General features: G+C 34.4%; 9 protein-coding genes. 8 read left to right on the top strand and 1 reads right to left on the bottom strand.

Going from position 1 to position 13,347, the window contains the following annotated elements:
* The first annotated feature begins 7 nt into the window (after window positions 1–7).
* From ACWG42_RS02820 to dusB, 3 genes are read left to right on the top strand one after another with little or no spacing between them, the layout of a single operon-like run.
* Window positions 8–1,351, top strand: a complete 1,344-nt coding sequence (locus tag ACWG42_RS02820; protein WP_455789989.1) for an MATE family efflux transporter — start codon at window positions 8–10, stop codon at window positions 1,349–1,351.
* A gap of 38 nt (window positions 1,352–1,389) precedes the next feature.
* A complete protein-coding gene (gene hslO, locus ACWG42_RS02815; RefSeq protein ID WP_455789988.1) occupies window positions 1,390–2,283 on the top strand; it encodes an Hsp33 family molecular chaperone HslO in 894 nt (297 codons plus the stop codon).
* Entirely contained in the window at window positions 2,270–3,283 is a 1,014-nt protein-coding gene (dusB, locus tag ACWG42_RS02810; protein WP_455790013.1) for a tRNA dihydrouridine synthase DusB, read from the top strand. Before hslO ends, dusB begins: the two co-directional genes overlap by 14 nt.
* An 83-nt stretch (window positions 3,284–3,366) precedes the next feature.
* Here dusB and ACWG42_RS02805 read toward each other — a convergent pair whose 3' ends face one another.
* Window positions 3,367–4,455 (bottom strand): glycerol dehydrogenase, encoded by a 1,089-nt coding sequence (locus ACWG42_RS02805; protein WP_455789987.1) that lies wholly within the window; start codon window positions 4,453–4,455, stop codon window positions 3,367–3,369.
* Between the two features lie 370 nt (window positions 4,456–4,825).
* On the opposite strand from ACWG42_RS02805, the gene lysS reads away from it, so the two are divergent.
* The 5 genes from lysS (at window position 4,826) to ACWG42_RS02780 (ending at window position 13,335) form a co-directional block, all read left to right on the top strand.
* Window positions 4,826–6,310, top strand: coding sequence for a lysine--tRNA ligase (gene lysS / locus ACWG42_RS02800; protein WP_455789986.1), 1,485 nt, complete (start codon window positions 4,826–4,828; stop codon window positions 6,308–6,310).
* A gap of 298 nt (window positions 6,311–6,608) precedes the next feature.
* Complete coding sequence (locus ACWG42_RS02795; protein WP_455789985.1) at window positions 6,609–7,301, top strand: DUF6678 family protein; 693 nt, start codon at window positions 6,609–6,611, stop codon at window positions 7,299–7,301.
* Window positions 7,302–7,444: 143 nt separating this feature from the next.
* Window positions 7,445–7,888: a hypothetical protein gene (locus ACWG42_RS02790; RefSeq protein ID WP_455789984.1), complete on the top strand. Its 444-nt coding sequence runs from the start codon at window positions 7,445–7,447 to the stop codon at window positions 7,886–7,888.
* A 638-nt stretch (window positions 7,889–8,526) separates the two neighbouring features.
* Window positions 8,527–9,237, top strand: a complete 711-nt coding sequence (locus tag ACWG42_RS02785; protein ID WP_455789983.1) for a hypothetical protein — start codon at window positions 8,527–8,529, stop codon at window positions 9,235–9,237.
* Between the two features lie 183 nt (window positions 9,238–9,420).
* Entirely contained in the window at window positions 9,421–13,335 is a 3,915-nt protein-coding gene (locus tag ACWG42_RS02780; RefSeq protein WP_455789982.1) for a SpaA isopeptide-forming pilin-related protein, read from the top strand.
* Window positions 13,336–13,347: the final 12 nt, after the last annotated feature.

The following is a 13,347-nucleotide window of genomic DNA, read 5'->3' as shown; positions in this document are numbered from 1 at the left end:
TGATAAAATGAAAAACATGACAGAGGGAAATACAACAAAACTCATATTGGCATTTGCCATACCAGTACTATTAGGGAATATATTTCAACAGTTTTATAATATGGCAGATACTATGATGGTAGGGCAAATATTAGGAGTTAAAGCTCTTGCGGCTATGGGAGCGGGTGCTTCTTTATCGGGACTAGTGATTGGATTGGTAAGTGGAGTATCTATGGGTGTATCCATTATGATTGCACAATATTATGGGGCAAAAGATGAAAAGGGAATGAAGATGGCAGTGGCTGGATGCATACGTTTATGTACCATCATTGTATGTATTATCGTATTTGTAGCCCTACTTGTGAAACGTCCAGTTTTGCAGCTGCTACAGACACCTGCTTCCATTATCGATATGACAGATACTTATTTAACGATTATCATCGTTGGATTGTTTGTGACTATGGCATATAATGCAATGGCAAGTATGTTGCGTTCTATAGGAGACAGTAAAACTCCTCTGTACTTTTTAATTGTAGCGTCTTTAACAAATGTGCTTTTGGATTATATCTTTATTGCATATTTCCATTGGGGTATTGCAGGTGCAGGATATGCAACAGTAATTTCACAAGTATTATCTGTTGTCCTTTGTTTCTTTTATATGAAAAAGAAATATCCAATGTTTATTCTACATAGAGGAGAATATTACGTAGAAAAAGATATTTTAAATAAACAGTTATCCATGGGGATTTCCATGGGTCTTATGAATTCTATTGTATCCGTTGGTTCTGTTGTTTTACAAAGTGCGGTGAATGGATTAGGTGAAATTACAATAGCGGCACATACGGCAGCACGAAAAGTCGCAGAAATGTTTATGCAACCACTTATAAGTATTGCGATTGCGGATACGACCTTTGTATCTCAAAATCTAGGAGCTAAAAAGTATCATAGAATTCGAGAAGGATTAAAACATAGTGTTTGGATCAGTTTTATTTGGGTTTTATTTGTAATACTGATTTCCTTTTTTGGAGTTGATAAAATTATAGGGCTATTGGTATCTTCTACAGAAACAAAGGTGGTTTCATTGGCAACGTATTATTGTCGTGTTTCTGCAGGGTTCTATTTCGTGTTAGCAATCTTATTTATCTATCGTAATTCCTTACAGGGAATGGGAAATGGTAGAATTCCGATTATATCAAGTATTATAGAAATGGTTGTTAAAGTAGTGGCGACCTTTGCGTTGATTCCTTATACTGGATATACGGGAGTATGTTTGGCAGAACCTATCGCATGGTCACTCATGGCACCTGTTCTCTTCATTTTCTTTTATAAAGATATAAAAGAACGTGAACGATGGGAAGTAGCGAGTAAATAAAATATGGTATACTATTTAGTGTACAAGGAGTTGGTAAAATGAAAGATTATTTAGTAAAAGCATTGACCTGTGAAGAACGGGTAAGAGTATATATATGTAGTACTACAGCACTTGTGGAAGAAGCAAGACAACGATTTGATTTGTATCCTACTTCTGCCGCAGCACTAGGAAGAGTGTTGAGTGTTGGCTCTATGATGGGAAGCATGTTGAAAAGTGATAAAGAACAATTAACAATTAAAATCAATGGTGGTGGACCTATTGGTACGGTTTTAGTGGATGCTTATAGTGATGGACATGTACGTGGATTTGTGAGTGATCCTCACATTCTTCTACAATATAACGACACTGGAAAACTAGCAGTTGGAATGGCTGTAGGTAATCAAGGAACCTTAGAAGTCATCAAAGACTTACATATGAAAGAAAACTGGGGTGGAACAGTTGCGATTCAATCAGGTGAAATTGGAGATGATTTTGCCTATTACTTTACCGCAAGTGAACAAACACCTTCTGCTGTTTCGGTAGGTGTATTGGTAAATACAGACGGTAGTATTATCGCAGCAGGTGGTTTGATTATTCAAATGATGCCAGATGCTGATGAAGAAGATATTGCGAAAGTCGAACAAGTCGTACAACATATGAAACATATCTCTACGTATATTCAAGAATACGAATCATTAGAAGATATCTTAAAAGATCTTTTCCAAGAAGATTTAAAGATTTTGAGTACACAAGATGTTTGTTTTAAGTGTGATTGTGATAAAGCAAAAATGAAACGCGTGATTACAACCTTATCAAAAGAAGAGCGCATGGCTATGATAGAAGAAGATCATGGTTGTGAAATTACATGTAACTTCTGTAATGAACGTTACCAATTTAGTGAAGAAGAATTACGTGACTTGGAAAGGTTTCTTGATAAGTATGCCAAAGAATAGTTGGAAGATAGGGCCTATAGAAATACCTAACCAGGTTGTTATTGCGCCGATGGCAGGAATATCCAATCCTGCTTTTCGTGTAATATGTAAAGAATTTGGGGCAGGATTAATTTACACAGAAATGGTAAGTGATAAGGCACTCTATTATGATAATGAGAAAACAATAGGTATGACCAATGTAGAAGAGAGTGAACATCCTCTCACGATGCAGATTTTTGGACATGATATCGAAACGATGGTATTTGCGGCAAAACTATTAGATCAGAAAACAGACTGTGATATCATTGATATCAATATGGGGTGTCCAGTCACAAAAATTATAAAGTCAAATGCAGGAAGTGCATTGATGAAAGATATTGAGCATGCCATTGCGATGACAAAGGCCGTTGTAGAGAGTGTTTCTAAGCCAGTTACTGTAAAGATGAGGATTGGTTGGGATATGGATCAAATCAATTGTGTAGAGCTTGCGAAAGGCTTAGAGGCTGTAGGAGTTGCGGGTATCGCAGTTCATGGAAGAACTCGAAAACAAATGTATGAAGGACATGCGGATTGGTCCTATATCAAACTCGTAAAAGATGCGGTTAAAATTCCAGTTATGGGAAATGGCGATATACGTAGTGGAGAAGATGCAAAACGAATGCTTGAAGAAACTGGGTGTGATGCTGTCATGGTTGGTAGAGGAGTGCTTGGTGATCCTTGGTTGATTAAGGATATTGCGACTTATTTAGAAACTGGAAAGCATATGGAGCCAGTTACTTTACAAGAGAAATTCACAATGGCACGATTACACGCAAAACGTTTATGTGACCTAAAAGGAGAACTCGTAGGGATTCGAGAAATGCGAGGACATGCGGCATGGTATGTAAAAGGATTGCCAAAAAGCCATCGATTAAAAGATGAACTAACAAAGATGGATACATATGAACAATTAGAACAAATTTTAGATCGATATGAAGCAGAGTATCATACATATGTAGAGAACAGAAAAGATACCATCTAAATTATTAATTTGAAATATTTTAGTTTAAGAAAATATGTAAATAAAAATCAGTGAGGGTTTTAAACCTTCACTGATTTATTTTTTTAGAAATTTCTTCCTAGTGCATCAGCAGCCATGATTGCAGCATATACATCTTCAGGATTAACTTCAAAAGGCATATTGTGTAAAGTATCATCTGGAGAACAAGCAAGTTTCGCAACTTCCATAATCTCTTCACTTCGAATTTCTTTAATTCCTAAATCGGTAAGGGTTGTTGGTAATCCAACATCTTTACAGAAGAACAATACTTCTTCGATTTCTTCAGTCGGAGCATTTTCCAATACAAGTTGTACTAACGTTCCAAAGGCAACTTTTTCTCCGTGATACAATGCATGCGTTGCCTCAATCGCAGTTAATCCATTATGAATAGCATGAGCTCCCGCAAGTCCACCACTTTCAAATCCAATGCCAGATAAGTATGTATTCGCCTCAATGATATTCTCTACGGCTTTGGTACATACTTTTTCATTCACCGCTAACATTGCAGTGACTCCATTTTCTAATAATGTTTCATAACATAGTTCAGCGAGTGCCATCGCAGCTAATGTAATATTTCCACCAACGCAATTCTTGGCGTTAGATTGTTTACAAGCTCTTGCCTCAAAGTAAGTTGCAAGTGCATCTCCCATTCCAGAAACCAGTAATCTAGCAGGTGCTTTACTAACAATATCTGTATCTACTAAAACAATATTAGGACTAGACGGTAAGAATAAATATTTTTCAAACACACCTTCATCCGTATAGATAACAGAGAGTGCACTACATGGAGCATCCGTGGATGCAATGGTAGGCACAATCACAACAGGTTTATGTAAGAAATGCGCAATTGCTTTTGCGGTATCATGAATCTTACCTCCACCAATTCCTACGATGGTATCGCAACTCGTATCTTTGCATAAAGCCATTAAACGTTCAATTTCATGCATACTACATTCTCCATGAAACACTTCATAAGTAACTGTAGAGTCACTGTGACTTGCACTTTCGCTGATTGCTTCCTCAACACGCTTTCTGCCAGTTGCACTTGTAAGAACAAACAAATGTTTTCCAATATTCTCTGTGTGTTGACATAAATGATATAACTCTTTTCTTCCCTGCACATAACGTGTAGGACTTCCAATAATAGTAGCCATAAATGACCTCCTTTTTCTGTTGTCTCCATTATAACATTTTAGAAACTTTATCCAAGGTGAATCTTTTCATAACTTAAGTTTTATTTGACAAATACGTGCTTTCTATATATAATCATAGCGATATGGCAATGAAGAGAAAGTACTTTTATAAAGCATGTGTTAGAGAGTTCCGGTTGGTGAAAAGGAACCATGAGGTATAGGAAGAAATAAAGACTTGGAGCCTTCCAACAGGACGTTTATTCACGTTACGAATAGACTTTAATTAGTCACTAAGACCGTATAGGCAACTATATGGTGAATTAGGGTGGTACCACGATCAAGCTCTCGTCCCTATGAGGAAGAGAGCTTTTATTATACACAGGAGGAACTTATGGAAAAGCTAAGTGAACAAGAAACAATACGTCGCCAGAAAATGGAAGAGCTACGCGAAATGGGAATTGAACCATTTGGTCAAGCATACGCAAGAACTCATAAATCTGGACAAATACGTGCAGAATATGAAGACTTCACAAAAGAAGAGTTGGTAGAAAAGAACGTAACTGCGAAAATTGCGGGACGTATTATGACAAAACGTCGTCAAGGTAAAGCGGGATTCATGCACATCCAAGATATCGATGGACGTATGCAAATCTATGTACGTAAAGATGTTATTGGTGAAGAACAATATGAAATCTTTAAGAAATCTGATATCGGAGATATCGTAGGTATTGAAGGAACTATCATGAAAACTGATCATGGTGAATTATCTGTAAAGGCTGGAGTGTATACACATTTATCGAAAGCACTTCGCCCATTACCTGAAAAATTCCATGGTTTACAAGACGTAGAAGAACGCTATCGTCGTCGTTATGTCGATTTGATTATGAATGACAACAGCAAACGAATTGCGTTAACTCGTCCTCGTATCATTCGTGCAATCCAAAATTTCTTGGATAACCAAGGTATGGTAGAAGTAGAAACTCCAGTATTACAACCAATCTTAGGTGGAGCAACTGCACGTCCATTTGTTACACATCACAATACATTGGATATGCCGTTTTACTTACGTATTGCGACAGAATTACCATTGAAGAGATTGATTGTTGGTGGATTAGAAGGTGTTTATGAAATTGGACGTTTATTCCGTAATGAAGGAATGGATGCGACACATAACCCTGAATTTACTACAGTAGAAGCATATTTAGCATACTCTGATTTAAATGGCATGATGGATCTTGTAGAAGGTTTGTTGAGCAATGTCGCAGAAAAAGTATGCGGTACAACTGAAATTGAATGGAAAGATAAAGTGATTTCATTAAAAGCTCCATTCAAAAGAGTACATATGGTAGATGCCATTAAAGAAACTAGTGGCGTTGATTTCTGGAAAGAAATGAGCTATGAGGATGCATGTGCTTTAGCAAAAGAACACAATATCGAAGTAGAAAAGAAACATAACAGTATTGGACATATTATCAATCTATTCTTCGAAAAGTATGTAGAAGAAACATTGATTCAACCCACCTATGTATATGGACATCCTGTTGAAATTTCTCCATTAGCTAAGAAAAATATGGATGATTCAAGATTTGCGGATCGTTATGAATTATTCATTGATGGAAAAGAATACGCGAATGCATTCTCTGAGTTAAATGATCCAATTGATCAAAGAGAACGTTTTGAGAACCAATTGAAATTGCGTGATCTTGGAGATGATGAAGCAAATGAAATGGATGTTGACTATGTAGAGGCATTAGAATATGGACTTCCTCCAACAGGTGGAGTAGGGCTAGGAATTGATCGTCTTGTGATGTTGTTGACCAATTCTGAAACCATCAGGGAAGTTTTGCTCTTCCCTCACATGCGTTTGCAAAAATAATTCGTACAGTTTCATATAAGTAGCATACAAGCGAAAAGACACGATAAATAGGACGTTATTTACGTATACAACATATATATAATTAGCAGACAAATATCATTGATTTTGCCATAAATGAGGTGAAATCTCGTGGATTTTCCGTGAAAATGCCGTGAGAATGACCAGTTATTAAAAGAAAATAATTGGTCTTTTTTAATTTGTAGTGGATGTTTTGTTATGATATGATAACCAATAGAAGAGTAAACTAGGTTTTGTGGTAGACGTTGCTTAGAATATATAGATTAGAGGAGTGATAAATTTGGAAGCAAATAGTAAAAGAATATCAAATGTATGTTTTGATGAAGTGGATTTTGGTGTTGGAATAAGAGGAAATGATGGAATATTGTCAGTTCGTTGGCCAGATGGTGTTTATTTAAAACTTAAAAATACTTGGGCATATCACTTAACTATTGAGCGTGACGGCTACATATTTAAACATCAAATTTTTAAAAAGAACGATAATCAACTTTTGTTGTGGATAGAAAGATGGGCAAAAGATATTTCTAATGGAAAATACAGTACTAAGAAAACTGAACGGCAAATGATTCTAGATATCATTACTGAAAGAAACTTAACAAGTTGTATGAATAATACCAAATGGGGTACATTTCGAAAAGCTATGTTAGAAGAAATGCCCTTCGAGCCACCATACGATTATAAAACATTATTTGATGATAGCGACTATATTCTTCATGATTGTGTTCAGTATCTTATAAATAATGAAGGTCCAAGTTCCTTTTGTAGTTTTGATGAAGAAAGTTTTAACTATTTGAATTACAAAGCGATTGAATGGTTAAAGATTAGACCACGTTTTTTCATACAAGAGGGTGGAAAATTAGTGAAGAATAATATATGGTATGATGCTGAAAAAGAATTTGTTGAAATTTTAAAAAAATATAAAATACCATATGAATTGGAGAGTGGAGTTTATACAATATATGGATATAAATAGCATAAATATAGCTATCTTAAGTATAAGACAGTAGATTTTTTAAGCTATAAATTTGGTGCAATTTATAATGGTGGAAATGTAAAATTCTTATGTACATTTCAAAGAAGTTTTCATGAAATATTTATATTGGGCGAGGTGAGGGAATGAAAGAAAAAATATTATGCTATGCACTATTATTGAAGAATGACTTAATAACATTTGATAAATATGAAGAATATTTAAATAATGCTTTTTTAGAAGAACCAGATAATTCTTTATTGTTAGAGTTAGAATTTCTTACCTCAGATTTATGTGCAACTATAAATTTAATTATTGGGGATTGCTATAGTAATGAAAATGATATAGATATTTTTGGGAAGATTTTGTTAGAAGAGTTGAAAAATACGTATTATCTTAAAACATTATCAATCGAAGAATTTGGTAAAAGAACATATTTATTATGGAATGACATTCCTTATAGCATTGGAAAGGAACAACCATTCCACACATTATCTTATGCTGATGATCCTTTGTCATGGGGAGATATTAATCAAGTACGCACAATGTATGAAAATTTATTTGAATACTATATTGGACGCAAGAAATAAAAAATAGCATAATAAGTGCTAGTTTATGAAGAGTTAGATTATTAATATTATAGTTAAATAGATTAGAGGTGCGAAAGAATATGAAAATAGATAAAGTAAACTTTAATAATATTTAAGAGTTTAAAAAGTATGCAATGAGTCTTTCAGAGGAATACAACGGATTAAAATTATCGTAACACCATAGCTATTGTCTTAGGAGATTTGCATTGTAATGAAGCAATACAACCATTAATAGAATTAGCTAATGATTCTAAAACAGAAAACTGTAGACGTACATTAATATATGGAATAGAAAACTTTTATATTGCTGATCGATTGGATGATTTTATAAAATTACTAACTATTGGTAATTATGAAGTTAAGTATGATATATACTTTATTTAAAAAACAAAGTATATATATCTGATAGTCAAAATACAAAATATGTTGATATGATTAAAAAAGTGTTTCAAACTTAGAAAGTAGTATAGAAGTAATGTACGATCTATGCGCAAATGTGTTTAATGAGATTCTTAACTAACTTAGATTTTATAGATAATAAAAATGGTTAATGAAATAAATTTCCACTTGAACTTTGATTCAAGAATAGACTTTATTAAAGTATTATTTTATAATGACGATAAGAGGAGGGGTGAGATATGAAGAAAGTATTGTGCTTAGCATTACTTGCTACAATGATAGTAGGGTGCTCATCCAAAGAAAAAGAGGAAGATAAAGTAGGTGCAAATAGCAATTTTGTAACTCAGATGTTGGCTAATGTGGACAATAACAAAAAGGTTGAAGAGAAAGATACACCTAGTACAACAGATGAAGAAAAGAAGGATGATGGTGCGAACGATGAAGGTGATGAGGCTAAGACTGTTGATACAACAAAGCCAAATGATAATAAATCAAATCAAACATCTGGAGGATCTTCAAGTGGAGGCAACAGTGACTCACAAGCTAAGCCAGTAACACCAACACCACCAAAAGAAGAAACACCTGCTCCAAAACCAGAATCACCACCTGTCGTTGATCCAACGCCAGCACCACCTACCAATCAACAGGCTAAAGCAAATCAAGTATTCACACAAATAAATGAATATAGAGTGCAAAATGGTAAAGCACCATTTGTACTATCTTCATTTTTACAAGGAAGAAGTGAGGAACATGCACTTGCAATGGCTACAAGAGAAGCTTTATGGCATAGTGGAGCAGCAGAATGTATTACTAATTATGATGATCCGTTTAATGCATGGAAGAACTCACCAACACACAATGAAATGTTATTAAGCAATAATAGTCAAGCAGCAGTAGGGATTTATTATTATAACGGATATTACTATTCAGTATTTCAAACTAGAATATAAGGAAATGAACACGATCAATCATGGTCGTGTTTTTCATTTATAGAAAGGAGAAATGTTTATGAATTATTATAAGGTTGGTTTCTTTTAGGGCTTTATGCCCTAATTTATAAAATTAAATATGATTTATCGAGCACAGTTAATTACATATATCTGTGTTCTTTTTTATTTACGAGGAGGAAACTTATGAAAGAGAAAATAAAAAGATGTATTAGAAAAGGAATTATCACTTGTGCGACTATTATGATGGTATTCACATCGATGTTTAATACAATTTCAACTGTACATGCTGCAGAAGAAAAAGTATACTTTGAAGTCAATAAGGCAAATGAAGTCATTAATGAAGCAAAGAGACATCTAGGTAAACCTTATGTATGGGGTGCTGCAGGTCCAAATTCATTTGATTGTTCAGGATTTGCAAGTTATGTTTTCAAACAAGTAGGTCTAAAATTTAATGCAGACAGATTCACAACAAATTCTATTGAATCCTATTTGGATGGCTTAGGAGTGACAAGTTACACTTATAGTACAAATGAGGCTAATCCAGCTAATACAAAAGCAGGGGATATCATATTGTATTATGATAGTTCTGGTGAACCTATTCATATGGGAATCTACATGGGTGATGGAAAAGTCATTCATTGTGCTGCTGAAATGCCATCAGGTCCACAACAGCAAGTTATGATTAGTAATGCAGATGCACTTGGTAATAAGCATGGATCAAGCATCATTACGTATCGTGCATTTAGAGTGTTTCCTGAAGAGGGAGGCGTTCGTTTATTGAAATCGGATGAATTTGGAAATCCTCTTTCTGGAGTAATTTTTAAAATTAGTTATCCAGAGGGTGGTTCATTTAACGTAATAACAAATTCAAATGGTATTTGGGATTCTGATGATTCAGGCTATGATTTAGATACAGGAACTTATCAATATCAAGAAGTATCCACAAAAGATGGGTATTTATTAGATACTACCGTTCGAACATTCAAGATTGAAGCAGGTGTGAAAGCAGAAGCCAATGTAGTCGTTGTCACAAACAAAGAACCTAGCGGAGAAATCAAAGTTATTAAGACTAATACGAATGGAGATCGTGTCGCAAATACAACTTTCAATGTGTATGCGAATGAAACCATTAGGAATAAGGCTGGTTCAAAAGTATTCTATTCAAAAGATCGTTTGGTTACTACTATTACAACCAATAGTTCTGGTGAAGCAAATACACCTAAATTACCACTAGGAAAATATAAGATTATAGAAACACAAGTGCCTGATGGATATGTACTGAATACAAACATATTCCATACAGAGCTTCTGTACAAAGATCAAGTGACTTCATTAGTCACTGCATCCACAACCATTCAAAATGAAGATCAAAAGGGAAAGGTTATATTAAAGAAATCTTTTGATACATCACTTGTAGGTGGAATGACAGGAGATGCAACACTTGATGGAAATCAGTATGCATTGATCGCAAAAGAAAAGATTACGAATATTGCAGGTACGATCAAGTATTATGAAAAAGACCAGATCGTTGCTTATAAAACAACGGATAAAAACGGAGAAGTCACTTGGGACAATCTTCCATTAGGAAAATATTATATTCAGGAAATCGATACCAATAATTCCTTACAGTTGAATCAAAGCATTATTGATGTCTCTGTTGATTATGCAGGGCAGACAGTAACGAAAACAACAGTCAATAAAACAACTTCTGATAAGTTGAATATGCAAAAGATTGAAATATTCAAGAGTGGTGAAGACTTCGGAAGTTCAGGAGTCTATGAAGGATTACAAGGTGTTGAGTTCACTTTTAAATTGAAAAGTGATGTAGATAAACTAGGGTGGAATGCAGCGAAAGTTTATGATGTCATTACGATAGACAAAAAAGGATATGCAACAACTAAGTATCTGCCTTATGGAGTTTATCAAGTCAAAGAAACAAAGACACCAGCGGATCATACTCCTGCTCCTGACTTTACTGTGACAATTGATAAGAACTACACCTTCTATCCTAGTAATGAACAAGTTCGTAAAATCAATGTTAATAATGCACCATTATCAGCACAAGTAAAACTGGTGAAAGTTGATTATGATTCAGCCAAAACTGTTACATTGAATTCGGCTAGTTTTAAAATCAAAGATGAAAAAGGGAACTATATTGTTCAAAAGGTAGGTGGTGTTAAGATTGATACATTCACTACAAACAGCAAAAATCAAATTGTTTCTATCTTTGGTAAAGAAGGAGAAACGACTCTTCCACTAAAACTGTATGCTGGAAATTATTCAATTGAAGAACTTAAAACTCCATCAGGCTTTTTAGAGTTAGAGGCACCTGTAAAGTTTACGATTAAGAATATCCATGATATGGATACAGATGAAGATCATGAGCCAATGATTACTGTAAAAGTGAAGAACAGACAACCAATGGGAAGTCTTATTATTCATAAAACAGACAAAGAAACAGGAAATCCACTAGAAGATGTTGAATATGAACTAACTGCGAAGAAGGATATCATTAATGCGATTGATGGCTCTATTTTAATTAAAGCAGGAGATATGGTTCGCAAAGGTAAAACAGATGCAACTGGAGAAATCATTATAGATAATTTGTTTATGGGAGAGTATCAATTACATGAAACTCTTACGAAAGAGGGTTATGTCCTATCTGAAAACGTGGAAGATATTTTCTTTGAAAAGAAAGATAATTCAACTCAACACTATGATATCACTGTTGATTATACAAACATTGCTCCAATAGGCGAAATTCATCTAATGAAAACTGATAAAGCAACAGGAGAAGCACTAAGTGGTGTTATTTATCAGTTAACAGCCTCAGAAGATATTTATTCTTTGGATGGAAGAAACACATTGCTTTATGCCAAAGGCGATAAGGTTAACAAAGATATTGCAGAGGATGGTCGCTATATGACCAATGAGTTAGGAGAAATCCATATTAGTGATTTACCATTAGGTCGATATGAATTGAAAGAAGTCTATGCATTGGATGGATATGTGGCAGATGAATCAACGTACAATATTGATTTATCTTATGATCATAGTGATAAGACACTTTATACTTCCGCGCTAGAATTAACAAACATTTCTCCTATTGGTGAAATACATTTAATGAAAGCAGATAAGGATACGGGAGAATTACTATCAGGAGTAACTTACGAATTAACTGCAAAAGAGAATATCTACTCTTTAGATGGACGTAAAACATTACTTTATGAAAAAGGCGATACAGTAAATAAAGACATCTCTGAAAATGGGTTATATATGACCAATGAAGCAGGAGAAATCCATATTAGTGATTTACCACTTGGTCAATATGAATTGAAAGAAGTAAAAGCGTTGAATTCCCATGTAACAGATAAGACCATATATGATATTGATCTTAGCTATGATGAAAGTCAACGCACAATCTATGCCAAGACGTTGAATTTAACCAATGTGAAAACTACAGTGGAATTATCTAAAGTAGATATTACGAATGGTAAAGAACTTGCAGGAGCATCCATGACATTACAGGATAGTGAAGGTAATGTTATTGAAACTTGGACATCTAGTGAAGAGTCTCATATTATGCGTGGCTTAGAGGTAGGAAAGAAATATACATTGATTGAAGATACAGCCCCTTTAGGATATGTCAAAGCAGAAAGTATTACATTCACAGTTCAAGATACAGAAGAAATCCAAAAGATAACAATGAAGGATGATATCATCAAAGTAGAAATATCTAAGCAGGATTTAACTACAGGTTATGAGCTATCAGGCGCAAAGCTTCAAATCTTAAATGAGAAGAATGAGGTTGTTCGTGAATGGATTACGGATGGACAAAAGACCATGATAGAACGATTACCAGCAGGTGATTATTTCTTGAAAGAAGTAGAAGCACCAAAAGGTTTTGAAGTTGCAGAAACAGTAGCTTTTACAGTTAAAGAAACAGCAGAAGTTCAAAAGGTCGTTATGAAAGATAAACGTAAACCAATTGAAACTGTGCAGACAGGAGATCAAACAATGTTATTACCAATTATTGCAGTATGTTTAGGCGCAGGGATTGCAGCCTTCGTATTGTATCGTAAATCAAAAAAGAATTAAGATAATCAAAAA

It is taken from the genome of Amedibacillus sp. YH-ame10, assembly GCF_053848885.1.
Note: the sequence above shows the minus strand (reverse complement) of the source record. Positions and strands in the feature narration are given on the sequence as shown.

What these genes read in the sequence shown, in the direction of transcription:
- ACWG42_RS02820 (WP_455789989.1), top strand. Translation starts at nt 8, where the DNA reads ATGAAAAACATGACAGAGGGAAATACAACAAAACTCATATTGGCATTT.
- hslO (WP_455789988.1), top strand. Translation starts at nt 1,390, where the DNA reads ATGAAAGATTATTTAGTAAAAGCATTGACCTGTGAAGAACGGGTAAGA.
- dusB (WP_455790013.1), top strand. Translation starts at nt 2,270, where the DNA reads ATGCCAAAGAATAGTTGGAAGATAGGGCCTATAGAAATACCTAACCAG.
- ACWG42_RS02805 (WP_455789987.1), bottom strand. Translation starts at nt 4,455, where the DNA reads ATGGCTACTATTATTGGAAGTCCTACACGTTATGTGCAGGGAAGAAAA.
- lysS (WP_455789986.1), top strand. Translation starts at nt 4,826, where the DNA reads ATGGAAAAGCTAAGTGAACAAGAAACAATACGTCGCCAGAAAATGGAA.
- ACWG42_RS02790 (WP_455789984.1), top strand. Translation starts at nt 7,445, where the DNA reads ATGAAAGAAAAAATATTATGCTATGCACTATTATTGAAGAATGACTTA.
- ACWG42_RS02785 (WP_455789983.1), top strand. Translation starts at nt 8,527, where the DNA reads ATGAAGAAAGTATTGTGCTTAGCATTACTTGCTACAATGATAGTAGGG.
- ACWG42_RS02780 (WP_455789982.1), top strand. Translation starts at nt 9,421, where the DNA reads ATGAAAGAGAAAATAAAAAGATGTATTAGAAAAGGAATTATCACTTGT.